General features: G+C 61.4%; 22 protein-coding genes and 6 pseudogenes. 19 read left to right on the plus strand and 9 right to left on the minus strand.

Features of this window, described 5'->3' with window-relative positions; genetic code table 11:
• Position 1: 1 nt before the first annotated feature.
• Positions 2 to 326, minus strand: a pseudogene (locus NLY44_RS29670) (conjugal transfer protein TraD).
• A 154-nt stretch (positions 327 to 480) separates the two neighbouring features.
• Between NLY44_RS29670 and NLY44_RS33120 the strand changes: the two are divergent.
• A pseudogene (locus NLY44_RS33120) lies at positions 481 to 786 on the plus strand (MobA/MobL family protein); the annotation flags it as partial.
• Here NLY44_RS33120 and NLY44_RS33125 read toward each other — a convergent pair.
• Both NLY44_RS33125 and betI read right to left on the minus strand, forming a co-directional pair.
• Positions 785 to 1,276 (minus strand): annotated as a pseudogene (locus NLY44_RS33125) (transposase); the annotation flags it as partial. The pseudogenes NLY44_RS33120 and NLY44_RS33125 sit on opposite strands and share 2 nt — an antisense overlap.
• A 1,265-nt stretch (positions 1,277 to 2,541) precedes the next feature.
• On the minus strand, positions 2,542 to 3,129 hold the full coding sequence (gene betI / locus NLY44_RS29680; RefSeq protein WP_023806634.1) for a choline-binding transcriptional repressor BetI: 588 nt from the start codon (positions 3,127 to 3,129) through the stop codon (positions 2,542 to 2,544).
• A gap of 116 nt (positions 3,130 to 3,245) precedes the next feature.
• Between betI and choX the strand changes: the two are divergent.
• The 3 genes and pseudogenes from choX (at position 3,246) to NLY44_RS29695 (ending at position 5,214) form a co-directional block, all read left to right on the plus strand.
• A pseudogene (gene choX, locus NLY44_RS29685) lies at positions 3,246 to 4,183 on the plus strand (choline ABC transporter substrate-binding protein).
• Positions 4,184 to 4,346: 163 nt separating this feature from the next.
• Positions 4,347 to 5,012 carry an alpha/beta fold hydrolase gene (locus NLY44_RS29690; RefSeq protein ID WP_286456200.1) on the plus strand — a complete coding sequence of 222 codons (666 nt, stop codon included), beginning with the start codon at positions 4,347 to 4,349 and terminating at the stop codon, positions 5,010 to 5,012.
• A 37-nt stretch (positions 5,013 to 5,049) separates the two neighbouring features.
• A complete protein-coding gene (locus NLY44_RS29695; RefSeq protein WP_156941065.1) occupies positions 5,050 to 5,214 on the plus strand; it encodes a hypothetical protein in 165 nt (54 codons plus the stop codon).
• Between the two features lie 219 nt (positions 5,215 to 5,433).
• Here the strand turns inward: NLY44_RS29695 and NLY44_RS33130 are convergent, their stop codons facing one another.
• Positions 5,434 to 5,829, minus strand: coding sequence for a heterodisulfide reductase-related iron-sulfur binding cluster (locus NLY44_RS33130; protein ID WP_084013077.1), 396 nt, complete (start codon positions 5,827 to 5,829; stop codon positions 5,434 to 5,436).
• Positions 5,830 to 5,837: 8 nt separating this feature from the next.
• On the opposite strand from NLY44_RS33130, the pseudogene NLY44_RS29705 reads away from it, so the two are divergent.
• The 12 genes and pseudogenes from NLY44_RS29705 to NLY44_RS29760 all read left to right on the plus strand — a co-directional run.
• Positions 5,838 to 6,119, plus strand: a pseudogene (locus NLY44_RS29705) (IS30 family transposase); the annotation flags it as partial.
• 251 nt (positions 6,120 to 6,370) lie between these two features.
• The gene (locus NLY44_RS29710) at positions 6,371 to 7,555 is read left to right on the plus strand and encodes an ROK family transcriptional regulator (RefSeq protein ID WP_023806638.1); all 1,185 of its coding nucleotides are present in this window, start codon (positions 6,371 to 6,373) and stop codon (positions 7,553 to 7,555) included.
• Between the two features lie 111 nt (positions 7,556 to 7,666).
• Positions 7,667 to 8,977, plus strand: coding sequence for an ABC transporter substrate-binding protein (locus NLY44_RS29715; RefSeq protein WP_023689294.1), 1,311 nt, complete (start codon positions 7,667 to 7,669; stop codon positions 8,975 to 8,977).
• A 170-nt stretch (positions 8,978 to 9,147) separates the two neighbouring features.
• On the plus strand, positions 9,148 to 9,975 hold the full coding sequence (locus NLY44_RS29720) for a carbohydrate ABC transporter permease (protein ID WP_023712997.1): 828 nt from the start codon (positions 9,148 to 9,150) through the stop codon (positions 9,973 to 9,975).
• Entirely contained in the window at positions 9,975 to 10,877 is a 903-nt protein-coding gene (locus NLY44_RS29725) for a carbohydrate ABC transporter permease (protein ID WP_198029015.1), read from the plus strand. Before NLY44_RS29720 ends, NLY44_RS29725 begins: the two co-directional genes overlap by 1 nt.
• Positions 10,878 to 10,901: 24 nt before the next feature.
• A complete protein-coding gene (locus tag NLY44_RS29730; RefSeq protein WP_023806641.1) occupies positions 10,902 to 13,043 on the plus strand; it encodes a beta-galactosidase in 2,142 nt (713 codons plus the stop codon).
• A 261-nt stretch (positions 13,044 to 13,304) separates the two neighbouring features.
• The gene (locus NLY44_RS29735; protein WP_245263879.1) at positions 13,305 to 14,012 is read left to right on the plus strand and encodes a GntR family transcriptional regulator; all 708 of its coding nucleotides are present in this window, start codon (positions 13,305 to 13,307) and stop codon (positions 14,010 to 14,012) included.
• A gap of 73 nt (positions 14,013 to 14,085) precedes the next feature.
• On the plus strand, positions 14,086 to 14,934 hold the full coding sequence (locus NLY44_RS29740; protein ID WP_023806643.1) for a transporter substrate-binding domain-containing protein: 849 nt from the start codon (positions 14,086 to 14,088) through the stop codon (positions 14,932 to 14,934).
• Between the two features lie 29 nt (positions 14,935 to 14,963).
• Positions 14,964 to 15,677 (plus strand): ABC transporter permease, encoded by a 714-nt coding sequence (locus NLY44_RS29745; protein WP_023669344.1) that lies wholly within the window; start codon positions 14,964 to 14,966, stop codon positions 15,675 to 15,677.
• Positions 15,677 to 16,390, plus strand: coding sequence for an ABC transporter permease (locus NLY44_RS29750; protein ID WP_023712992.1), 714 nt, complete (start codon positions 15,677 to 15,679; stop codon positions 16,388 to 16,390). Before NLY44_RS29745 ends, NLY44_RS29750 begins: the two co-directional genes overlap by 1 nt.
• 43 nt (positions 16,391 to 16,433) lie before the next feature.
• Complete coding sequence (gene ggt, locus NLY44_RS29755) at positions 16,434 to 18,026, plus strand: gamma-glutamyltransferase (protein ID WP_023712991.1); 1,593 nt, start codon at positions 16,434 to 16,436, stop codon at positions 18,024 to 18,026.
• A 113-nt stretch (positions 18,027 to 18,139) separates the two neighbouring features.
• Complete coding sequence (locus tag NLY44_RS29760; protein WP_023806644.1) at positions 18,140 to 18,898, plus strand: SDR family NAD(P)-dependent oxidoreductase; 759 nt, start codon at positions 18,140 to 18,142, stop codon at positions 18,896 to 18,898.
• A 97-nt stretch (positions 18,899 to 18,995) separates the two neighbouring features.
• On the opposite strand, the pseudogene NLY44_RS29765 reads toward NLY44_RS29760, so the two are convergent.
• Positions 18,996 to 19,103: pseudogene (locus tag NLY44_RS29765) on the minus strand (SDR family NAD(P)-dependent oxidoreductase); the annotation flags it as partial.
• 56 nt (positions 19,104 to 19,159) lie between these two features.
• Between NLY44_RS29765 and NLY44_RS29770 the strand changes: the two are divergent.
• The gene (locus tag NLY44_RS29770) at positions 19,160 to 19,471 is read left to right on the plus strand and encodes a TOBE domain-containing protein (RefSeq protein ID WP_156935593.1); all 312 of its coding nucleotides are present in this window, start codon (positions 19,160 to 19,162) and stop codon (positions 19,469 to 19,471) included.
• On the opposite strand, the gene NLY44_RS29775 is transcribed toward NLY44_RS29770, so the two are convergent.
• Together NLY44_RS29775 and NLY44_RS29780 are read right to left on the minus strand one after the other, a co-directional pair.
• Entirely contained in the window at positions 19,453 to 20,100 is a 648-nt protein-coding gene (locus NLY44_RS29775; protein WP_023689282.1) for a helix-turn-helix domain-containing protein, read from the minus strand. The genes NLY44_RS29770 and NLY44_RS29775 overlap by 19 nt on opposite strands.
• A 147-nt stretch (positions 20,101 to 20,247) precedes the next feature.
• Positions 20,248 to 20,694 carry a pyridoxamine 5'-phosphate oxidase family protein gene (locus NLY44_RS29780; RefSeq protein WP_023689281.1) on the minus strand — a complete coding sequence of 149 codons (447 nt, stop codon included), beginning with the start codon at positions 20,692 to 20,694 and terminating at the stop codon, positions 20,248 to 20,250.
• Between the two features lie 135 nt (positions 20,695 to 20,829).
• Between NLY44_RS29780 and NLY44_RS29785 the strand changes: the two genes are divergently transcribed.
• Positions 20,830 to 21,102 (plus strand): hypothetical protein, encoded by a 273-nt coding sequence (locus NLY44_RS29785; RefSeq protein ID WP_348524400.1) that lies wholly within the window; start codon positions 20,830 to 20,832, stop codon positions 21,100 to 21,102.
• Here NLY44_RS29785 and fixJ read toward each other — a convergent pair.
• Entirely contained in the window at positions 21,099 to 21,713 is a 615-nt protein-coding gene (gene fixJ, locus NLY44_RS29790) for a response regulator FixJ (protein WP_023689279.1), read from the minus strand. The two genes, NLY44_RS29785 and fixJ, sit on opposite strands and share 4 nt — an antisense overlap.
• On the minus strand, positions 21,703 to 23,256 hold the full coding sequence (locus NLY44_RS29795) for a PAS domain S-box protein (RefSeq protein WP_023806645.1): 1,554 nt from the start codon (positions 23,254 to 23,256) through the stop codon (positions 21,703 to 21,705). The genes fixJ and NLY44_RS29795 overlap by 11 nt, the downstream gene beginning before the upstream one ends.
• Positions 23,257 to 23,455: 199 nt before the next feature.
• Here NLY44_RS29795 and NLY44_RS29800 point away from each other — a divergent pair, with 199 nt between their 5' ends.
• Positions 23,456 to 24,268, plus strand: a complete 813-nt coding sequence (locus NLY44_RS29800) for a putative universal stress family protein (RefSeq protein WP_023689277.1) — start codon at positions 23,456 to 23,458, stop codon at positions 24,266 to 24,268.
• Positions 24,269 to 24,498 lie beyond the last annotated feature (230 nt).

The raw sequence follows: 24,498 nt of genomic DNA on the forward strand, positions 1-24,498 counted from the left end.
GTCATTGCGAGCCTGTGCCGCCTGCCGGCGATTGCGGGCCGCCCGATTGCGCTGGAGCGCTGCGAGGGTTGCGTTGAGATGCCGGATCAGTTCGCCGGGACCGGCTCTCGAAAAACATCACGCCACGCTTGGCCCATGCCTCACGCTTCGCGGCGTCTTTGGTTTCGGCGATTGCGACGAGCGCGCCGGCCAATTCGTCGGTGCTGAGTGCATCGGCCCCGTGGCGATCATCAGCTCGCCAAGCTGCTGCACCTTTCGCGTTTTGAGCTCGCGCGCCTTGTCTTCCAGGGTCTTGAGTCCGCGTCGAAGTCTCGTGGTTTGCGCATGGCTGTCTCCATTGATTGTGGAGCGTCCGCCAGAAGGCTTCAGCGTTGCCGAGACAGCCCGGGATGGGCTGGTCCATCCCGAGAATTTTTCGAGGGAGGGCGCGCTTATACGTCGTGCCGACGTAGGCTTTGACGTGCAAATGATCTGGTCGCGATGGCGATCTATCATCTTCACGTCAAGGTCATTGGTCGCAAGGCAGGCTCAAGCGCCGTCGCGTCGGCCGCCTACCGTTCAGCGTCGCGATTGCGCGATGAGCGCATCGAACGCTTGCCGCAGGATGCACCGGAGGCCTGGCGCGACCGCGAGAGGCTGTGGAACGATGTCGAAACGTTCGAGGTCCGCAAGGATGCCCAGCTCGCCCGCGAGGTGGAGTTTGCGCTCCCGCGTGAACTCAGCCAGCCGCAAGGCATCGAACTGGCGCGCGACTTTGTACAAGTCGAGTTTGTCAGCCAGGGCATGGATCGCCTGGGTACGCTCGCTTCAGCCAACCCGCAATCTGCTCCGGCGACCATTGCAGTGCCAGCTTTTGCGCCACCCGCCACCTTAGCCGTCCGGAGCATGCCAGGCGACATTGCTTCGGGCGAAGCGCGCGGTGCCAAGCCTGCTTGTCGGCTCGGGTTGCTCGATACGCTTGGGCACCGCCATTGCGCGAGATCTCGCGACTGATCGTTGATGGGGATCGCCCCAGACTTCGTGCAATAGCGCGGATGGCAAGACCTGCCGCAATCCCGCGAGAGATCTCTTCGCGCTCCCCCAGCTCGAGCGCCGAGGCCGCTCTACGCCTTGCTGACGGAGCAATGCCGCCGTGTAAGGATACGATCCGCTGAACGCCGCCCTTGGTCCGGTGGTCTAGTGCCCGCGAGATCGATGAAATGCTCTGACCCTGCTTCCACCGCTCCCAAAGCTCGGCCTTCTGCTCCGGGGTAAACCAAATACGTGACGTCACCATGCGACACCTCCCAATCCTCCCAGATTAAAGGTGTTGCGGCGACCGGTTGAACCCACCGCCTCATTTCGGGCGTCCGAAGGACCTTCTCGCCATCCTAAAAGCGGACATTTTCGGATTGCTGGACTAACGAACAAAGGGGATGCAACCAGTCTGCTTTCGATGAAAAGTCGAGGCAAGAGGACACTGAGCGCTCGGAAACACCGGGGCTGTATGCTGAATGGCAGCTTTCGCCATCCAGAAGAGGTACGCGGACGCGTGGGGGTTGCGGCAGGTCCTAGAGCCGTGGATTGATGGAGAAAGCTTTCGCAGTCGTCGATACGCGCTCGACCGAACAACGGGAAGATCATGCAATCCGCCAAAACGCATTACACGGAGCCGCGGCTCAAGCTTTTGCCGCAGACTATCGGCGTCATCGCCTCTTTGGGCTGGCTCTTGAAGACGGCACCTCCACGTCGTGGAATAGGGGCATAATAAGCTCGTGCCGGCGAGCGATCTCGATTAAAAGGCCGTTCGCGACCATGCCTCGGGGTTTAGCTTCTCGGGTCCGAGCCTAAGCAGCGGCAGGAGAATCTCGGACAGCTCTTCGGCGAGCAAGTCCTGGACCGCGATCGAGCCGACGTTTCGCGCGACGTTTCGAAGAGCGACACATCACGCAGTGTGGCACGCTCTAACAGCGCGGGGAATCCCAAACAGGCCGCTTTAGTCCCGACTATTCCACTCTCATGTTTGCCGCTTCAAGGAGTGATCGCGATCCTGCCGATTCCGTCAGAAATCATTCGATCGAGCCTGTAGTTGGACAATGTAGGAGGCACGGTCTCGAAACGACGGTCCGGGTTGGTTACCGCCGGACCTGATGCGTCGCGGAGCTCCCTCTGTCAGGGAACTAGTTTAGCGTCGGATCGAAATCTGGCTGTTAGTGGTAACGAGGATTCTCTACCGTGGTCGTGCCCCCAACTTTGTCCAAATGCAGATAAGGGATAAGTGAACTTGATCTCCTTTTCGCTGGTGGCGAGATCGGTCGACAGCGTTTCGACCGCGGCGTGTTGCACAAGGTTTCCAGCTTGCCGGGGTCGCGCCCCACGATCAGCCATCCGCGCCTTCGCGGGCGAAAGCTTCCGAAAATTTGCCAGGCCGATGCTGTCCGACCCACGGGTGACCAGCGCCCGCTTCGTTGGAGTCGCATCGCCATGCTCCCGCAATTGGGCGGTCAAGGGTACGACCTCGCCGGCTATGAACTTTATCCGACCGAGGCAAGGCCGACGGGCCTAGGCTGGCGCGGGGCAAAGCCGCCCCGCGACGAAATCCTTGACCTGGCGCACAGCCTGCTCGCGCGTGACGCTGCCCGGCTGCAGACCGAGCCTGAGCCATAGCCCGTCGATCAAAGCGGTGATGCCAACAACGATTTCGTCGGCCAGTTCCGGCGGAGCGAGGCCGCGCAGGCCGGACAAGAGGTTCGAGCGCATGCGCGCATGGATGACCTTCTGGATGCGCGCCAGCTGCTCGTCGCGGGGCACTTCGGCGCAGAGCGACAGCCAGGCATGGCAGAGCGGCGGCAGGAACAGATGCTCCTCGAAATTGCCCTCGATCACCGCGTCCAGCCGTTCCATCGGCGTGCGCGCCCGCTGCAGCCGGGCGACCACGGCGTGGCAGAGCACGGCGTTCGCCTCGCGCATGGCGTGCTCGAACAACTCCTGCTTGTTGCGGAAATAATGCAGCACGATGCCCTTGGAGGCGCCGGCCTGGGCCGCGACCTTTTCCAGCGTCGCACCGGCGATGCCTTCGCGCTCCAGAACGGCGAACGCCGCCTGGCGCAATTCCTTGCGGCGTATGTCGCTGAGACGCGTGAGCTTCACTGGGTCGACCCATCCATTGCGAATCCATATTGACATCTTCGTCCGTTCAGATCAACAATTGACCAATAGGACAATAAAGTGACCAATAGGTCAAAGTCGGAAAGAGGAGAACCGGAATGTTGCGCATGCTTGCGAATGGCGTCTGTGTCGCGGCCCTGACGCTGGCTTCCCAGGCGGCCCGGGCCGCAGAGGTCGAAAGCTGCAAACGGTCCGCATGGCCGAGCCCGGCTGGAACGATCTCGCCTTCACCACCGGCGTGGCCAAGGTATTGCTTCAGGCGCTCGGCTACGAGCCGCAGAGCGAGGTGCTCGGCATCAACGTCATCTACGAGGGGATGAAGAACAAAGACCTCGACCTGTTCCTCGGCTACTGGGATCCGGCCATGGTCACCTATTACGAGCCCTACAAGAAGGACGGCTCCATCGAGAATGTGCGCGTCAATCTGGTCGGCGCCAAATACACCTTTGCCGTGCCGACCTATGTCTGGGACGCCGGCGTCAAGGACCTGTCGGACCTGCACAAGTTCGCCGACAAGTTCGGCAAGAAGATGTACGGCATCGAGCCCGGATCCAATCAGCTGATGATGGACGCCATTGCCGATCCCAATTTCGGCCTCGACGGCTGGCAGGTGGTCGAATCGAGCGAGGCCGGCATGCTCTCGGAGGTCGGCTACGAGATCAAGGAGAAGCAGTTCATCGTCTTCCAGGGCTGGGCGCCGCACCCGATGAACACGATGTACGACTTCAAGTACCTGACTGGCGGTGACGAGTTCTTCGGTCCGAATTTCGGCGCCGCCACCGTGACCACGCAGGTTCGCAAGGGTTTTCTGCAGGAATGCCCGAATGTGGCGCAGTTCCTGAAAAACCTCGCCTTCGACATCGACATGGAAAATGTCGGCATGGGCTACCTCATTAACGACGGCATGAAGCCGGAGGACGGGGCTCTGAAGTCGATCGCCCTGCACAAGGATCGGCTCGATGCCTGGCTTGCCGGCGTCGCCACCTTCGATGGCAAACCCGGCCTTGCCGCGGTCAAGGAAAAGCTCGGACTGTGAGGCCGGCTTTGGAGCTGACGGATCAGGAAGCCGAACAGGCGTCTTGGGCCGGACGTAAGCGCATCGTCGATGTCGGCAGTCTCGAGCTTACCTATGTCGAGATCGCCGGTTCGGAGCCGCCGTTGCTCTTGGTTCATGGCTTCACCGACACCAGCCGCAGTTTTTGCTGCTGGCGCCGCATCTTACCGGGCGCCGGCTTATCATGCCGGACCTGCGTGGCCATGGCGGTTCGCAGGCGGGCGAGGGTTATCGCGCCGCCGATTTTGCCGAGGATATGGCCGGGCTGATCCAACGCCTGCGGCTCGGCCGGCCGATCGTTGTCGGCCATTCGCTGGGCGGCATGGTGTCGATCATGCTGGCCGCGCGTCGTCCGGAGCTGATCGGTGGGCTGGTGATCCTGGCCAGCACGCTGAAGCCCGATTTCGGATCGGATCATCAGGTGATCGACGGCGTTGCAGCCTTGCGCGACCCGATCTCGCCGTCCGATCCGTTCTACGACTGGTGGCATGCCTGTCGACCGGGCGTGCCGCGGGCTTTTCTCGCCGGCCTCGCGAAGGACGCGTCCGCGATCCCGGCTGCGCGCTGGCGCGCCATTCTCGAAGAAGTCCGCCGCACCGATCTGACCGCCGCGGCGCGGGCGGTGGAGGCCCCGACGCTGATCATCGCCGGCGGGCGCGATCCGCTTTTCGGCGCGGCGCACCAGCGCACGCTGACCGATGCACTCGTCGGATCGCGTCTGGTGTGGGCGCAGGATTGCGGCCACAACCCGCATTGGGAAGATCCAGCCTTTGTCGCCGACGCGATAACAGGCATGTTGCCGGCGCGATGATTATCTCAAGAGCGACCGGGCCCTAGGTGCCAGCTTTTTGGGACTGACAGTCATAGTCGCGGGCAACCGCCATGCCGGCGAAGCGGCGGGGCGCGGCTTGATGACCGACATGGGCATCGTTCGCGCCACCCGGCACAAACGCCGGCTTGCCGGCCGCGCCCTTGCCCGCCCTGCTCTTCGCGGCATCCGGTTCCTGCACTGAAAAATCCGGGGCGGAATCGAAGGAGGGAGCGCGACGAGGCGCAGGCGAAGATGAAAAAAGCAGAGCTGGAAGAGCTGAAGGACAAGGTGCACTGCGCAGCGGTGCTCGAGCGCGCCGGATTCGCGCTCGACGTCAAGGAGAGCACGCGCGAGCGATGAACTTTCGGCGCGATGCGTTGGTTCGATCCGCTGTCGGACGGGAAGGGGGACGTCTTCCGCCTCATCGAACACCTCGAGGGTGCATTTCATAGAGGCCATGAATGACGTCGCCGGGCTCGCCGGATTCGTGTCCACCACGCGTGTGTGGGACCGACAATCTTCCCGCGAGCGAGAGCCTGATCTGTCGATTCCAGAACGCTGGCTGGGAGCGGACATGGTGGATGCAGCTCGCCGAAGGTCCAACTATATAATCGTCGCCGGCAAAATTGGCGACGAAGACCGCCTCGGCCCCTGCCGCATCCTTGTGCGCGCCGCTGTTGGCCATCGGCTGACCGCAGCAGGTCTGTTCTTCAGATAGTCCACGTCGAGACTCAGGCGCTACAGCAATTCGAGCGTCACAATGCCGTCCTGGATAAAACGCATCGATAAAGCACGGGACAAAGACAGCGCCTTTCATGGCAGCGCTGGGACCGAGGCAAAGAGCTTGCCGAGCACCAGCGATTGACACTGGCCACGGACGTCGAGGTCTACTTCTGCGATCCTCGATCACCCTGGCAGCGCGGCTCGAATGAAGACACCAACCGACTGCTGCGCCAATATCTGCCACGTGGCACCGACCTGTCCCTGCACAGCCAGGCAAAGCTCAGCGCCATCGCGCGGCAACTCAACGAACGCCCCAGAAAGACCTTGCTCTATCAGACCCTAGCGGAGCGATCGGTTGAACCCGCCGCCAAAAGCGGTCATTGATGTTGGGCGGACGAACTCGTAACCGATTGAAGCGACCGGCGTCAGTTATTTGCACAAGTAGCGCAGTGACTTCAGAGGGCTTGGGCGCCCGCCACGGAGCGCCGTAATCATCGAACGGGCTACCGCGGTAGCTTTCCCTGCCGAGCGACAACTGACGTTCGGCGTCATCAGAAAAAGGCGGACTCTGGCACGGTTCTGGTCTATGCCGACGCTCGTTGCCGGTCCGCCGGCCTTTTGCAACTGGTCCATGAATGAAGCGCCAGCCCACGACGTCGAGCCTGTTACGCCGACTCAATCGTTCGGCCGTGGTGGATTTGATCCGCACCCAAGGAGTGATTTCGCCATCCAGCCTCGCCGAGCGGCTGAACATCAGCCTGCCGACGGTGATGCGGGTGATCGAGGATCTGATTGCCGAGGATTTGGTTGCGTATGACGGGTTTGACGAGGCCAATGTCCGGGGCCGGCCGCGGGCGCGCATCAAGTTCCGCGGTGCGGCGCATGCGATCATTGGCATCGAGGCCGGCAAGGGCGAGTTCTACGGCGCCGTGGCCAATCTCGAAGGCGTCGTGCAGACAGAAATGCACGAGACCGCCGACGATGATGGCGAGCGCAATTTCGAAAAGCTGGTCGGCCTGATCCGCCGGCTTATGGCGGCCCCCCGCCCGCGCGGCCAGACTATTCGTGGCATCGGCATTGGCGTGCCCTCGATCGTCAGGCAGCCGGAGGGCGAAGTGGTGCTGACGCTCGGGCTCGGCTGGCGCGACATGCCGTTGCGGGCGCGGCTCAGCGAGCATATTCAGATACCTATCGTCGTCGAAAACGGGCGCAACCTCGCCGCCGTGGGCGAATGGGGATTCGGGGCCGGGCGTGGCGCCGACAGCGTCGTGAGCCTTTCGATCGGGCCCGGCGCGGGCGCGGGCGTCGTGATCGACGGCAAGCTCTATGGCGGGCATTCGCATGCGGCGGGCGAGCTCGGCTGGTATCTCGACGACCCCCTCCTTACCGGGCGGCCGTTCGAACATCTGGGCGACAAGCAATCGCTGCGCTTTTTCGGCATCCCCGAACAGGCGACCAAGATGCTCGAAGAGGCCAACACCCAGTATGCGGCGGGAAAGCTCACCCTGGCCGCTGTCACCGACCGGCAGGCGGACAAAATCGCGCCGGTTGTCACCGAGTTGCTGGACTATGCGACGATGGCGGTGGGCAGTGTTGCTGCCTTCATGAACCCCGAAATCATCGTACTGGCGGGCCGGGTCGTCGGCGGTGGTGATCTGGTGCTCGATGTGCTGCGACATCGCCTCAAGGGGAATGTGTACGACCCGCCGCGCCTCATGATAGGCGCGCTGGGGCACCGCGACATCGTGCTTGGAGCGGTGCGCCTTGTGCTCGATTCGACGACGCTCAACCCTGCTGACAGCCTTGTGATGGCCGATTAAAGATCAATCGATCGCGATTGACAGCGACTGTATGTCGGCATTAAGTTTCTGACTGAAAGAAAAACCGCGTCCTGCGTCGTGTGGGAGCGTATCTTTCGTGGGAGGACTTCAATGACGAAGATTTTCAATCCGCTTGGGCGGATGATGCAGCGTCGTGACTTCTTGAAAGTTGCAGGTGCGAGCGTTGCGGTAGCGGGTCTGCCTGCGGCAGTTCGCGGTGCCGAGCCCGTCAAGGTGCTTGTGTGGTCGTGGGTGCCGAATCTCCAGCTTGAGGTAGACATGTTCAACGCCGCGCATCCGGGCATCCAGATCGAACTCGTGAATCCCGGCCAGGGGGACCCGTTGTATAACGCGCTCCGCGCGGGCCTGCAGGCGGGCAGCGGCCTGCCGGACGTCGCCCAGATCGAATACCAGCACCTTGAGAGCTTCCGCCAGGTCGACGCCCTCGCAGACATCGGCCAGTACGCCAATGCCCATCAGGGCGAGTTCCCCGAAGGCCTATGGGCGCAGGTCGCCATGGGCGATGTGGTCAACGCCACGCCGCAGGATTACGGTCCGATGGCGATGCTCTATCGCAAGGACATCTTCGACAAGCATGGGATCACGCCGCCCACCACCTGGGCCGGGTTTGCCGATGCGGGCAAGAAGATCCATGCGGCCGATCCGAATGTGTTCATGACCGACGCGCCGTTCGGAGCCAACGCCGACTGGGTCTTGGGTCTGTTGTGGCCGATGGGGTGGAAGCCGGTCAGCCGCGATGGCGACAAGCTCGTGATCAGGATCAACGACAAGATTGCTAAGGACTTCGCCGCCTATTGGCAGGACCTTATCACCGCGGGTGTTATCGAGACCAAGCCGGGCTTCAACAATGAGTGGTACAGCGGCCTAGACTCGGGTCGCTATGCCACCTGGCTCGCTGCGGGCTGGGGTCCGCTGTTCCTGACCTCGGTCGCCAAGACCAGCGTGGGCAAGTGGCGTGCCGCCGATCTGCCGCAGTGGGACGCGAGCAAGTTCGTGACTGGCGCTTGGGGTGGCTCAGCGCTGGCCGTGATGAAAGCGACCCAGCATCTGCCCGAGGCCGCCGAAGTCGCGATCTGGCTGAATACGAATCCCGAAGCCACAAAGCTCTACACCACCAAGCAAAACTTCTTCCCCTGCACCAACGCGCTGCTGTCGAGCCCGGAATGGGCGAGCGCCAAGCCGGAATTCTTTGGCGGCCAGGAGGTGAACAAAGTGTTTGCCAAATCAGCGAGTGCCGTGGCGCCGTTTGAGTGGAGCCCGTTCCAGGGCTTCCTCTACCAGTCGATGTCCGATGAATTCGGCGCTTCGATCAGCGGCAACGGCACGCTGTCGGATGCGTTCGACCGTGTCCAGGATGCCGTGGTCACCTACGCGAAGGACCAAGGCTTCACCGTGGCCTAACTCCTCCCGGGCACCGGCCGGGCGCGCCTTGATCGGCGCGCCCGATCTCTTTATCTTGCAGGATGGGGACCAGGGCATTGTCGAACTCGCCAGCCGCAGCGACGCGCCCAGCGCGATCGGGCGGTTTAACGTCCCGAAAGCTGGCGCCCTATCTGTTCCTGGCGCCCTTCATGCTGCTGTTTATCGCCTTCATCGTCGCGCCGCTGGTCTATGCGTTCTACATGAGCCTCTACCGCGACACGCTGGTGGGCGGACGGCAGTTCGCGGGTGCAGCCAGCTACATCAAGGTCGCGGACGACGCCAAATTCTGGGGCGGCGTGTGGAACCTCGTTTTGTTCGGCATCGTGCAGGTGCCGATCATGCTGGCCCTGGCGTTGTTGTTCGCCATCGTGCTCGATCGTGGCCAGGTCTATGCCAAGGGCGTCTTCCGGCTCGGCTTCTTCCTCCCCTATGCTGTGCCGAGCGTGATCGCGACGATCATCTGGGGTTATCTCTACGGCCCCACCTTCGGCCCGTTCACGCAGATTGCCAAGGCGTTCAACCTGCCGCCGCCGGACTTCCTATCGCCGGGCGCGATGATCTTCTCATTGGCCAATATCGTGACGTGGGAATATGTCGGCTACAATATGGTGATCTACTACGCCGCGCTGAAGGCGATCCCGTCGGACCTCGCCGAGGCCGCGCGGATGGACGGCGCCTCGCCCTGGCAATTTGCCCGGCTGATCCAGCTGCCGCTGCTGTGGCCGGCGATCCTGCTCACCATCATCTTTTCGATCAACGGCACACTGCAGCTGTTCAATGAGCCGTATTTGATGCGCGCGCTCGCCAGTAACACCATCAATTCGAGCTACACGCCGAACCTCTATGCCTATTCTCTGGCGACTAAGAACCAGCAGTATGGCTATGCGGCCGCCGTTTCGTTCGTGCTTGGCATCGTGATCGCCGGTGCCTCCTACATCTTCACCCTGATCGCCAACCGCCGTCGGTCGGAGCAATGATGACTGCGACCATCGACATCGCCACTTTCGAGGCTGCCAAGCGCCGGCCCCGCGAAAGGCGGCGCTCGCAAATCATGCTCACGCTGCTGCTGTCACTGTTCCTCCTCTACAGCTTCATGCCGCTGGCCTATCTGGTCCTGTCGGCAACGAAGACGAATGGCGACCTGTTCACCACGTTCGGCTTCGGCTTCGGCACGGAGTTCAACCTCTGGCGGAATCTGAGCGATCTTCTGGCGCGCGACAACGGCGTCTTCATGCGCTGGATGTTCAACAGCGTGCTCTATTCGAGCGTCGCCGGGCTCGGTGCCGCGATCTTGGCTACCGCGGCAGGCTATGCGTTAGCCAAATTCAAATTCGTCGGCCGCAATCTGCTGTTTGCGCTGGTCTTGGGCGCTGTGATGATCCCGCAGACGGCCCTCGTCGTGCCGACCTTCCTGCTGCTGGCGCTTTCGGGACTCAGCGACAACCCGCTGGGCGTGATCCTGCCCTCGATGATCTCGCCGATCGGCGTCTATCTGATGCGCGTCTATATCGAGCAGGGCGTCGACGACGAACTGCTCGACGCAGCGCGTCTCGATGGCGCCGGCGAGTTCGTGATCTTCCGCGCCATCGTGCTGCGGCTGGTGGCACCGGGCATGGTGACCGTGGCGCTGCTCTCATTCGTCGGGACCTGGAACAATTACTTCCTGCCGCTCATCGTGCTGCGCACGCCGGAATATCAGCCGATCACGGTGGGCCTTGCGACCTGGTATCAGCTCGCGCAGCAGGGCGGTGGCGGAGGACAGGTGCTGTTCTCGATCATCATCACCGGCGCTCTGGTCAGCATCATCCCGGTCATCGTGGTATTCCTGCTGCTGCAGCGGTTCTGGCAGGGCGGCCTCACCGCCGGCGCCATCAAGTAGACTATCGCCTGGAGTTTTCCGACTATGACGACTGCCTCGAAATCCGCGCCGCTCTCTGTCTGGCGGCCGATCGCGACCGACACTTTCCTCGTCGGTACCCCGCATTACCCGGAGCATGTCGATGAGAGCTATTGGCAGCGCGACGCCGACCGCATGGCAGCCGCGGGCTTCAACGCGGTGCGACTTGCGGAATTCGCCTGGCATATTATCGAGCCGCGTGAGGGGACGTTCGACTTCGTTTTGTTCGACCGCGCCATAGATGTGCTGGGCAAGGCTGGCATCAAGACCATCATGTGCACGCCGACGGCGACGCCGCCGCGCTGGCTGACGGCGCGTTATCCCGAAGTGTTGCGCGTCGATGCCAATGGCCGCGCCATGAGCCATGGCTCGCGCCAGCACAGCAATCTTGCGAGCGGAGTGTTCCGCGAGCATTCGAAGCGCATCACCAAAGCGATGGCCCAGCATTATCGCGGCAATTCGCACATCATCGGCTGGCAGACGGACAATGAGCTCAATACCTCTGGATCGCTGTCCTACGGTCAGGTGACGCTGGCCGAGTTCCAGGCCTTCCTCAAGGACAAGTACGAGACCATCGCCGCGCTCAACGATGCGTGGGGCGGGCATTTCTGGGCCACCGCCTACGACGATTTCGATCAAGTGGTGCTGCCCCTCGACTACGCGCCTGCCCCGGTCGGGCCGACCCATGTGGTCGACTATCACCGCTTCCTCGCCTTCGTCACGGCGCGGTTCCAGCACGATCAGGTGCTGATCCTGCGCGAGACCAATCCAGACTGGTTCGTCTTCCACAATCTGGGGCGGATCGACGACATCGACTTCCGCGGCGAGTTCTCGACCGATCTCGATTTTCTCGGCTTCGACATCTACCCGCATCTCGATGACGAGATGCAGCGGGTCGGCAGCGTCGGCGAGGTACAGGCGCTGCGTCTCGACATCTGCCGCGGCTTCACCGGCAACTTCATCGTGCCTGAGCAGCAATCGGGTTTCGGTGCGCAGCCGAACTTCTCGACGCTGACGCCCGAACCCGGCGAGATGCGCCGCATGGCCTATACGTCAGTAGCGCGCGGCGCCGATGGCGTGATGTTCTTCCGCTGGCGGCCGGCGCATTTCGGCGCCGAGATCTATTGGATGGGCATCATCGATCACGACGACATCCCGCGGCGGCGCTATGACGAGGCCAAGCAGTTTGCGGGCGAGGTCACGGCGCTCAAGGACAAGATCCTCGGCACGCATGTGCGCATGGATTTGGGCATCGCCGGATCAGATTTCGACAATCAGGAGATGCACCGCTCCTGCCCCATCGGCATGCCGAGCCCGCAGGACGATGCGACGCTGCTGCACCGCTATTGCTACCGCCACAACATCGCCTGCGGCTTCATCCATCCCGAGGATGATCTCAGCAAGCTCAAGGCGCTCTACGTGCCGCATTGGCTGAAATGGACCGATGCGTGGACGGCGCGGATCGAGGCCTTCGCCAAGGCGGGTGGAACGGTAATCCTGGGCGGCCGCACCGGATCACGCGACGTTAACAACCACGTCATCCGCGACACCTCGCCGGGCAAGACGCTCTCGGCGCTGGCCGGGATCACGGTCGAGGAGTTCGGGTTGCTGACGCCGATCGGCGGCGAGGGCCTGTTCGAGCATGGCGGCCGCTTCGGCGCCAATACGGTGCGCAAGAAGCTGCCAGCGACGTCGGCGAGCCGCCAATACGAGCTCAAGATCGGGAATGCGCAGGTGACGGCGGCGCATCTTTATGAGCTGCTTAACGTCGCGCCCGGCACGGAGGTTATCGGCAGCTGGGCCAGCCGCTTCGCCGAGGGCCAAGCCGCGATAACTTCGCGCAAAGTCGGCAAGGGCAAGGTGATCTACCTCGGCACGTACCTCAGCGACGCTCTGGTCGAGGTGCTGGCCGATCAAGTGCTGGCGCCCGCCGGTATCGTGCCGCTCATCGCAGACATGCCGGCCGGCGTCGAAGCGACCATCCGCGAGAGCAAGGACCGCCGCCTGCTGTTCATCCTCAACACGCTGGGCGAGCCGGCAAGCATCGGCAATGTCCCCGCGGGCAAGGATTTGCTCGGCGATGGCAAAGTACGCGGCGGTAGGCTGTCGCTCCCGGCCTATGGCTGCAGCATCATCGAACTCGACTAGGGATATTGGCGCGAGGCCTTGGGAAACGCTCCAGGCATCTTTGTGTTGCCACGTGCCACGACTTTCAGCGCGACCGTCACGAACACGCTTTTCGTACGTCCCTTGATCCTTTCGATGAGAAGCCGTGCCGCGTTTGCGCCAAGTTCGGGCGGGCGATACGAGGCGGTATCAGGGCGCCGGCCTCGAAGGGCTCTTGACGATTTGCCTTGACTGCGCCACAGAACTCTATTGTATTTGTGGATACAAAAATCCAATTTTGCGTTGATCAGAAAATTCAGCAAAAAAGATCCCCAGATGAGCCATTCGGCAATTCCCTACGCCCAGACGCCGGCCACTGCGGAGCAGGAAGCTTTTCTGCATCTGCAATCTGCAATACGCCTCGGGCGTTACCGTGCAGGCGACCGGCTCATCCCGGAAGAGATCGCGGCCGAGATCGGCATGAGCCGGATGCCTGTGCGGGAGGCCTTCCAGCGGCTGGCAGTCGACGGGCTGGTGGTGATCCGCCCCAATCGTGGCTGTATCGTCGCTGGCCTGACGCTGAACGAGATCTACGAGACGTTCGAGATCCGCTCGGTGCTTGAGGGGCTTGCCGTTCGCCTGGCAATGCCTCGGATGAACGCCGAAACCATTGCCGAACTTGAGCGCCTTTTGGCCCGTATGGAGCGCAGTGGCGCTGCCGGCGGCGCCGATTGGGTGACACGGCACCAGGAATTTCACGGCTACATTTGCAATCTAAGCGGCCGCCCGAAGCTTATTCGGCAAATCGCATCACTTCATGTGACCATCGAACCCTATCTGCGCATCTGGTTCGACTATGTCGAAAAACCGCTCAGCGCCGCGGAGGAGCATTCGGCAGTGATCGATTCGCTACGCGGCGGCGATGCCGAAGCTGCCGAAGCCGTGATGCGCAGACACATTCTCGACACGGCGCCGCTGCTGGCCGAGTTCGCGAGCCCGAGCCGACGTTGAGGTAGTCGGGCAAGAGGGATATTCGATTTCTACAAAGTGCCCTCGCAGGGCCGAAAAAAAGGGGAACAGAACCATGAAACTATTGCCCATTGCATGTCTTGCGGCCGGATTGAGCTTAGCTGCCGCTTTGTCGGCTTCGGCCGAGGATGCGCCAAAGAAGATCACCATAGCGACGGAGGGCGCCTATGCGCCCTGGAACTTTACCACCGCTGATGGAAAGCCTGACGGCATGGAGGTCGAGCTCGCGCGCAATCTCTGTGAGCGTATGAAAATTGAATGCACCATCATTACGCAGGACTGGGATGGGCTCATCCCGGCGCTGACAGTTGGCAAGTTCGACGTCATCATGGCGAGCATGTTTATCACCGACAAACGACTTGAAGTCATAGACTTCACTCAACCCTATGCGATCGATCCTTCCGGGTTCGCCGTGGCGAAGGACAGCGCGCTCGCTGCGTTGGCCGGTTCGACCGAGAAGATAAAACTGGAAGACGAGGCCCCTGCCAAGGCGGCAATCGACAAGATCAAGCCGCTGATCGCCGGCAAGATCGTCGGCGTCCAGGCTGCGACGGCGAACTTGGAGTTCCTGAAAAAGTATTTCGACGGCGCCGTCGAAATCCGCGAGTACAAAACCACGGAACAGCACGACCTCGATCTCGCGGCCGGCCGTGTGGATGCCCTGTTTGCACAGCAGACCGCTTTGGCGGCAACCTTGGCCAAGCCGGAATTCTCAGGCTACACGGTCGCTGGTCCCGGCTTTCTCGGCGGGGTTTTCGGACGGGGCACTGGGGCAGGGCTGCGCAAGCAGGATACCGTGCTCAAGGCGATGTTCAACAAGGCGATCGATGAAGCCATTGCCGACGGCACCATCAAAAAGCTTTCGCTGAAATGGCTGAAGGCCGACGTCACGCCGCCCAAGTGAGAAGCCCTTCCCGGAGCGCGAACTAGCCGATGCTGGATAGCGTTCGTCTGCTAGGGTTTGGCGACGGCGGTTGGGCGGTGGCGCTGCTCAGCGCTGCGTTCGTAACGCTTCTGCTTTCGGTCGCCGGATTTATGGTCGGCTCGGTGATCGGCGCCTTGGCAGCTGCGGCCCGGGTCAGCGGGTCGCGCTCCCTCGGCTTGCTCGCCGATGCCTATTCCACGGTATTCAGGGGCGTTCCCGACCTCTTGACCATCTATCTCCTGTATTTCGGCGGTAGCATGGCGCTGACTGCGGTTGGCCATTGGTTTGGCGCCCAGGGCTTCCTTGGATTGCCGGCTTTCGCCACAGGCACAACGGCAATCGGCATAATTTCGGGTGCCTATCAGGCGGAGGTATTCCGCGGTGCCTACATCGCCATCGACCGCGGTCAGATCGAAGCAGCGCGCGCCTATGGCATGCCGCCTGCGCTCATGTTGCGCCGGGTGATCGCACCCCAGCTTATGCGTCACGCCATCCCGGGGCTAGGGAATGTGTGGCAACTGGTGCTCAAGGATTCAGCGCTGATTTCGGTAATCGGGCTTGTCGAACTGATGCGCCAGGCACAGATCGGGGCTGGATCGACCCGCGAGCCGTTTCTCTTCTACATGGCTGCCGCCGCTCTCTACCTGGCCATCGCCTCAGCGACGGGATTGCTGTTCAAGCGCGCTGAACGCCGCGCGCTTCGGGGCATTCGGGGGGTGTAATGGATTTCGCCTTTTTCGCTGAAATATTGCCAAAGCTGCTTGCCGGCCTGCCGCTGACGCTTGAGCTTGCCGGCACGTCCATCCTGCTCGGCGCCATCCTCGCCTTGGCTTTGGCGCTGGCCCAGCGCCTCCGCCAACCCTTGATTGACGGGCCAATCAAGGGTTTCGTCGCGGTGTTTCGCGGCACGCCCCTGTTGGTCCAGATATTCCTGATTTACTACGGCCTTGGCCAGTTTCGGCCGACATTGCAGGAACTTGGTTTGTGGGGCCTTTTCCGCGAACCTTATTGGTGTGCCATCCTCGCGCTAACCCTCAACACCGCAGCCTATGGCAGTGAAATCCTCCGCGGCGCCATGCAGTCGGTCCCGTCCGGCCAGATTGAGGCGGCGCAGGCCTTTGGCATGACGCGACTGATGACCTTGCGCCGCATCGTCCTGCCGATCGCACTGCGCCAGGCTTTGCCAAGCTATGGCAACGAAATCATTTTGATGGTCAAGGGAACCTCACTTGCATCCATCGTTACGCTGATGGAAATCACCGGCATCGCCCAGGGCATCATTTCGCAAACCTACCGGGCCATGGAAGTTTTCGTCTGCGCCGGCGCTATCTACCTGATCCTCAATTTCATCATCACCCGGACACTGGGCCGGCTCGAATACAATCTGTCACGGCATCTGCGCCCGGCATCGGGCCTTGCGACCAGTCCAGCGTGATCGGCTGGCGCTCACTGCAATCGTTCTAGGGAGTTTTTCGCGTATGAGAGATTTCGAGAAACCAAGCCGTTCGGTCGTGGTCGCACGGCATGGCATGGCTGCGACGTCCCATCCGTCGGCCACGCTTGCAGCCGTTCGGATTCTGGAGGCGGGGGGCAACGCACTCGATGCGGCCATCGCCGCCAGCGCCGTACAGTGCGTGGTCGAACCGGGGTCTACCGGCATCGGCGGAGACTGTTTCGTCCTAATGTCGAAAGAAGGGTCCAGCGAGATCATCGCCTACAACGGATCCGGCCGTGCCCCTGCGGCTGCAACAGCCGATTGGTATGCATCTCAGGGCATCACAGAAATCGAGCGTCACTCACCGCATGCGGTAACGGTTCCCGGAGCGGTGGACGCCTGGACACAGCTCAACGCCGATCATGGAAAACTGCCGCTGGGCAAGCTTTTCGCTCCTGCGATCGAGTTCGCCGAAAGCGGCTACGCCATCTCCCCACGCGTGCATTTCGACTGGGAACAGGAGGCGGCGCTGCTTTCCGCCGATCCTGGCGCAAAACGCATCTTTCTCCCTGGGGGGCGGGCGCCGAGGATCGGCGAGGTGCACCGGCAACCAGAACTCGCCGCAACATTCCGCAAGATAGCTACGGATGGACGCAACGCCTTCTACAGGGGGGAGGTTGCCGAGGACATGGTTTCGCGCCTGCGAAGCCTCGGCGGTTTGCACACACTGGATGATTTCATGGGGGCCAGGGGCGAATATGTGACGCCGATAAAGACAGGTTTCCGCGGCCACGACGTCTACGAATGTCCGCCAAATGGCCAAGGCGTCATAGCGCTCATGATCCTCAATATCCTGTCGCGCTTCGAGGCCAAGGGTGACCCTCAATCCGCCGACCGGCTGCACATCGAGATCGAGGCGACGCGACTTGCTTATGCGGCGCGCGATGCTTTGCTCGCCGACCCGGCGAAGGTGGCGGTGCCGGTCGAGCAACTGCTTTCAAGCGCGACGGCGGATCGTCTGGCGAGGATGATTGATCTTGGCCGCGCGCGCGCGGATCTTCCTTCATTCGATATTCCGGTGCATCGCGACACGGTCTATATTTCCGTCGTCGACAAGGATCGCAACGCCGTCAGTTTCATCAACTCGATCTATTATGGTTTTGGCTCCGGCATCGTCGCGGCGCGCTCGGGCGTGATACTCAACAATCGCGGTATAAGTTTTTCGCTGGATCCCAACCACCCAAACGTTATCGAACCAGGCAAGCGCCCGCTGAACACGATCATTCCGGGCATGCTGGTGAAGGATGGGCGCGTTGTTATGCCTTTCGGTGTGATGGGTGGAGCGTATCAGGCCATGGGTCACGCGCACTTCCTGTCAAAAGTTCTTGATTTTGGCCTCGACCTTCAGCAAGCCATTGATCTGCCCCGCGTCTTTCCAATTCCTGGCACGATGGACGTGGAGGTCGAGAGCACGCTTCCAGTCGCGGTTCAGGAGGAACTGGCCGGTCGCGGATTCCGCATCGTCCCGGCGGAAGAGCCGATCGGGGGCGCCCAAGCGATCATGATCGACTGGATGAATGGAACGCTGCAGGGCGGTTCAGACCCACGCAAGGACGGCTGCGCAATCGGCATTTAGAACGCTACACAGGTGTTGGACGAGGAACAAAGGTCGAGGCCACTGTCCGGCCATCTCGCATACTTGGGCCTATGGGCTCATCCTCGTAGCAACCAGCGGAGTCTGATTTGACCATGCCTTCTTCTATCATCAAGCGAGCACTGATCACCGGGGCGGGTGCTGCCGACGGCATCGGCTTTGCCATAGCGCGGCAGCTCGGTCTTGCCGGTCATGCCGTTTTCCTGAACGGTGCCAGCGCGCGTGTACTCGATCGCGCCGCCGAACTTTGCGCCGAGGGCATCAATGCCAAAGCTGCGGTCGCCGATCTCACCATCGCGGCCGAAGTCGCGCGGCTGCGGGCTGATGTCGGCGCTGTCGACATCCTGGTCAACAATGCCGGCATGGGTTCGCTGGCATCGCCCTCGTCCGATAAGGCGTTTCTTGCCATGACCGAGGCAGACTGGGACCAAGGGATCGACGTCAGCCTGAAGACCGTATTCCTGGTCACCCGCGCGTTTTTGCCGGCGATGGTAGAGGCAGGCTATGGGCGCATCGTCAATGTGGCGTCGGTTACCGGGCCGCTGGTGTCTTTCGAAGGCACAGCAGCCTATTCCGCCGCCAAGGCCGGCATGGTCGGCCTGACGCGCACGCTGGCGCTCGAAGTAGCAAAAAACGGCATCACGGCCAATGCCGTGGCCCCCGGCTGGATCGAAACGGGCTCGTCTAGCGCAATGGAGCGGCAAGCTGCCCTGCACACGCCACCGGCGCGGGCCGGGCGACCGGACGAGGTTGCCGCAGCGGTGGTGTTCCTGGCATCGGAAGGCGCGAGTTACGTCAACGGCGCCCTGTTGGTGGTCGACGGCGGCAACAGCCTTCAGGAGCGCAAGGGCTGAATCCGAAACGAGGTCGTTCACGATCAGGTCGCGGGTTATGGAAAGCGTTGGAAATAGCATCGCCAACGCATTCGCCGAGGCTGAAGTGTGTGTGCGTGGGGGTGCGCATGGTCGCGACGACCTCCCAACCCCGAGCAAGGAAGAGTTCTGCCGTGGCGAGACCGAAACCCGACGAAGCACCGGTGATAAGAATTTCGGCATCAATGTATCTCTGTCGTTGGTACGACGAGATATGGACAAAAACGCAGGACTTTCAGCCCGGTGCGCACCCCGCTTGAGGTCGGACGCAGACTGCAGCTTGGATTGAGGCCAGAACACCGCGACGCGGGCGATGGGATTGCCATGCAGGCCAGTGTGGAATTCGTCGAGGCGCTGGGATCTACGTCCTATGTACATTCGACGCTGACAACCGGCGAGACCATCGTCGCCGAGCGGCGATCATTTCGGCCCAAGACTGGCGATCAGATCACGTTCCATTTCGCGCCTGCATCGGCGCGGCTATTTGGCGAAGACGGCGGGCGCTACATTCCGCGTGGCCCGGAGCATGTTGTCATTCACTCGCTCATGTTCTGAAGCGCGTCGTGCCTGACGATTTCCACGCACCGCAGACTAGCCAGGCGGATGACGCCTTTCTCCTTCAGCCGGGTGAAGATCCGCGATACCGTCTCGATGGTGAGGCCGAGATAGTCGCCGATGTCCATGCGCGACATCGGAAGTTCGACCTGCCGCAACCCCCCTTGCCGTTCGGCCATGTCAACCAGGAACGCGGCGACGCGTTCGATGGCGCTCTGGCGACCGAGGACCAGCAGGTGTTCCTGGGCTCTGGTCAACCCCTGGAGCGCTAGGGGCAGCAACTGATGGGACATGTCCGCTCCAGCAGTGAGGCGGAAGACGCGGACACCGGTGGAGTTGATGGCTTCAGCAAAGAAATGGTGCGTCGTGTCGGCTTCGAAGCCGAATGTCTCTCCGGCTAGGTGAAAGGCACTGATCTGCCGGCGGCCGTCAGCAAGCAGGCGATAGACGCGGACAGCGCCGAACTCCACCTGGTAGAAGGCTCCGGCCTTCTCGCCCTGGGCGTAGATTTCCGCACCTGCGGAATAGAAGCTGAGTGGTTGCAGCGGTGCGCGCTCGAAAGCCTCAGGCAGGTTGGGCAGGGTAGATCGTGACGGCAGCGAAATTCTGGAGGCGGTGTAGGCGTACATGGCTGTTTTCCCGGTTGATCCGTTACACAGCATGGCGTGAATCGGCCGGCGCCGAAATTCGGTTATGTCCCTACGGGAAACTACCTAGAACCGCTGCTCCTACACCGGGCCAGCCATCGCTTTCGCAGGCCGCCGCAGTAAAAACACCTATTCACTTGCTTCGCGGCCCGACACCTGCTCGATCAAGATACGGAAGAAAACGTGGGGCGCGCTGTCCGACACCGGAGGTGTGACCGGCTTGAGGGCGCCGGGCTCCCACCAGTCAGCGTGCTTGCTCAACACCGACCATGCGTGGTCGCGCTCGCGCTTGTGGCCAAGTTGGTCCGGCAGTTCCTCATAGCGGCCATCGACAACAACGCTTCGCCATCCTCGCCCTTGGCCGCGCTCATCAACCTGGACGGATACCAGCGGATTGGCTCGCATCCATTCGATCTTCTTGCCCGGCATGGAAAATACATAGAGGTGATTGTCCGCATGCGCGTAGTACAGGGGCACGATGTAGGGCCGCCCATTCTTTGCGCATGCGAGCCGGCCAACGCGATTGGCCGTCAGCAATCTCGTACATTCCAAGGCAGAAAGTGTGCGGACCATCATCGGAGCCATCTCCTATTTCTCACAGCCAGCGCAAGGTGTTGTTTGCCTTGCCGCGTTGAACCATGACCATGCGGGTGCTTTCGCCTTGGCTCACGGCGGCAAAGCGAACATTCGCGCATTCGGCAATTGCGGAAAATGATTCAGATCAAGGCGCGAGCTGGCGCTTCTGCGGATCATGAGGAGATGTGGAAACCAATCCTCACCGCTCCGTTTGGGCGCAACCTCAAACTGGCCGTCTTCGACGAGGACGGTGAGCATGCGCTCGTGTTTCCCTGCAGGAAGCAGCTGGACGGCTGGAGGAACGTCGCCACCGGCGCATGGGTCGACATCCGTCCGACCCACTGGCGCGACTGGGAGCCTCACCGGGTGCCAACTCGCGACGGCAATCCCTTTGGAGACCATCCCTAGGGCTTGGATTCAACGATCAACGCCATGCGCACAAGATGTGACAGACTGCCGGCGCCCATCTTGCTCATGACATTGGCGCGATGGATCTCAACAGTGCGTGGGCTGATTCCAAGGTCATAGGCGATCGTCTTGTTCGGCAAACCCGACACAAGCCCGTCCAGCACCTGGCGCTCACGATCTGTCAACGTCGACAGACGCCCGCGAATATCCGCGGACTGAGGGTGGGATGCATTGACCTGGTTGCGGTTGGCCAACGCTGAGCGGATCGCCTCGATCAACATTTCATCGTCGAATGGCTTCTCGATGAAATCGCAAGCGCCTTCCTTCATTGCCTGAACGGCTAGCGCCACATCCGCATGGCCCGTCATGACGATGACCGGAATTCCATGCCCGCCTGCTCTGAGCTGGCGCAGAAACTCGATGCCGTCTATGCCCGGCATGCGCACATCGGTGACGATGCAGCCCTCGAGACTGCCAGACGCCGTCGACAGGAAGGCCGTGGCGGAATCATACAGGCGGACCGCAAAGTCTGCCGTGCCCAACAGAAATCCAAGCGACTTGCGGACGTCCAGGTCATCGTCGACCACGTGCACCAGATCATTAGCGGCCATTGGTGACCTCATCCTTATCGACGATGCGCAATGTAAACCTGAAAGCGGTCCCGCCGGCCGGCATTGCCTCGGCCCATATGTGACCGCCATGCGATTCAACTATGGTGCGGCAAATAGACAGGCCGACGCCCATGCCCTGCTTTTTGGTGGTGACGAATGGCTGGAACAGTTGGGCGGAAATCTCCGGCGCGAGACCGGCCCCGGTGTCGATGACGCTCACCTCCGCCATCCCGTCGGCGCGCGCAATAGTCGTGACCAGCAGTTCGCGTCGCGGCGCGTCTTGCATGGCTTCGACAGCATTGCGCATTAGGTTTAGCAGAACCTGCTGGATCTGGATGCGATCGGTTAACACCAGTTCGGCAGCAGGATCGAGCTTGTAGCTGACAAGGACATTTATCTCCCTTGCCCCGACCAGGGCCAGCGACGAGGCCTCTTCGATGAGCGCCGGCAGCCGTTCGACCTGACGCTCGCTTTCGCCTCTTGCAACGAAGTCTCTGAGATGGCGAATGACGTTTCCAGCCCGCAGCGCCTGCTCAGCGGCCTTTTCCACGGCATCCCGCAGGATGGGCGCATTCTCTTCGGTGCTTTTCTCGAGCAGCCGACGACTGCCCTTCAGATAGTTGGTGATGGCCGTCAGCGGCTGATTGATCTCGTGAGCAAGGGTCGAGGCCATTTCGCCAAGTGCTGTAAACCGCGCCATATGGAGAAGCTCCTGCTGCTGCTCCTGGATTCTAGCTTCTGCCCGATGGCGTTCGGTCAGGTCGCGGCAAAAGCCGGTAAAGAAGCGTCCGGTTCCCGGATGCATCTCGCCGACGGAAAGCTCCATCGGGAAGGTCGAACCATCCTTGCGCATCCCGGTGACGGTGCGCCCGAGCCCGATAATCCGGCGCTCTCCGGTGGTCAGGTAGCGAAGCAGATAGGCATCATGCTCGTCGCGGTAGGGCGGGGGCATCAGCATTTTCACGTTTTGGCCAATGACCTCACCTGACTGATAGCCAAACAATGTTTCGGCGGCTGTGCTGAAGGATTGGATCCCGCCTTGCTCATCGATGACGACCATTGCATCCGGCACTGTTGCCAGGATCGATCGCAAATGGTCCTCACGCAGCCGAAGAGCTGCGTTTGCAAAGGAGAGTTCGCTGACATCCGTGCCTTCGATGAAGATCGCGGTGATACGGCCATCGTCGGACTTGATGGGCTGATAGACGAAATCAAGGATGCGCTCTTCGAGCGGCCCGTCGGCCTTGTTGCGAAGGCCGACCTTTACGCCCTGGCCTCTGTATGGCTCGCCGGTCGTGTAGACCTGGTCCAGATGTCCGAAAAACTCATCTCCTTCGAACTCGGCAAAGGCTTCCCTGACTGACTTTCCAATCACCTGCCTGTTGCCGATCAACCGCTGGTAGGCGGCATTGGTCAGTTCGAAAACGTGACCCGGCTCGCGCATGAGCGCGATGAAGCCCGGAGCCTGATCGAACATCCGCGACAAGAGGGCTTTCAGCGTCGTCCCAGCGGGCGATAAGCTGAGCGCTTCGTCTTTGATCAAATCAAATTCCCAGGTTCGAGATGGTGCTACCGGGCTAACTATCACTTCTCGTCGCACAGGCAAAACAGATCGAGACACGTTTCCGCAAGAGATTTAGTTGGCGGGCGCAATTGGCGGGTCTTTGACGTGCATCAAGGCATCGGGCGCTGGCGCATGCGACCCATCACGCATAGCGCCGCTCCAGTGAAAGGCACCCGCAATGGCCTACAAGTCAATCATCGTGAACCTCGCCATCGATGCGGCTCCTGCGCCCATTGTTCAGGTGGGTATCGAACTTGCCAAGCGATTTGGAGCGCATCTTGTTGGCTTGGCGGCAGCCGATGTCCCACCTTTGGTCGCGACAGGCGAAGGGATGGTCTACGAAGGTGAGATCATGCAGATCCAACGAACTGAGATCGAAAAGCGGCTCGCCGAATTGCGTGCAGTGTTCGAAAGAATGGTGCCGGTTTCCGTTACAAGCGAATGGGCACAGTCCGTCTGCAGTCCGACCCGGTTCCTCAGCGTTGTGGCCAGGGCGGCCGACCTTATCGTCACCGGCTGCGGCGATGGAGACAATGTCTTTCGTGCTGTTGATATCGGCAGCCTCACGCTCGGTGCCGGCCGGCCAGTCTTGGTCACGGCAGGTAATATGGAACATATCCGCGCAAAAACCGTGCTGGTTGCCTGGAAGGACACCAGGGAGGCACGGCGTGCGGTAGCCGATGCACTGCCTTTTCTGGAAAAGGCCAGCGACGTTATCGTCGCCACGATAGACACCAGCCGCAACGAAACCAGTCGAGACAGCCTCGACGATGTCGCCGTTTTCCTTGACCACCATGGCATCAAGGCGCGAACCGAGCTGATCGCCTGCAAGGCTGATGGCGACCGGTTGCTGAGTTTCGCGCGCTCGATCCATGCGGACCTGATCGTCTCGGGCGCCTATGGCCATAGCCGCTTGCGGGAATGGGCATTTGGCGGTGTCACTCGCACGCTCATCGAAGAGAGCGGCATCAGCCGTTTCATGTCGTATTGAAGGAGAAGTTGACCAGCAACCTGTCTCGGCCGGAGCAGGTTACCTCCTGCGGCGCGCCTGGAGACCCTCAGCCTCGGGACACCGCGACGGTGCTAGCAACATGTTCAAGGTGGGGGTGCCCACGACGCAGCGGCTGCGTTCATTTGTTTTCCGAAGCGAACAACGGCCAGATCTAGACCTGGCCCGAGCAACCGGCCTGCCGGTCAGCGGACGTCTTCGACCACCTGCCA

The sequence above is a fragment of the Mesorhizobium sp. C089B genome, from assembly GCF_030323125.1.
Taxonomy (GTDB): Bacteria; Pseudomonadota; Alphaproteobacteria; order Rhizobiales; family Rhizobiaceae; genus Mesorhizobium.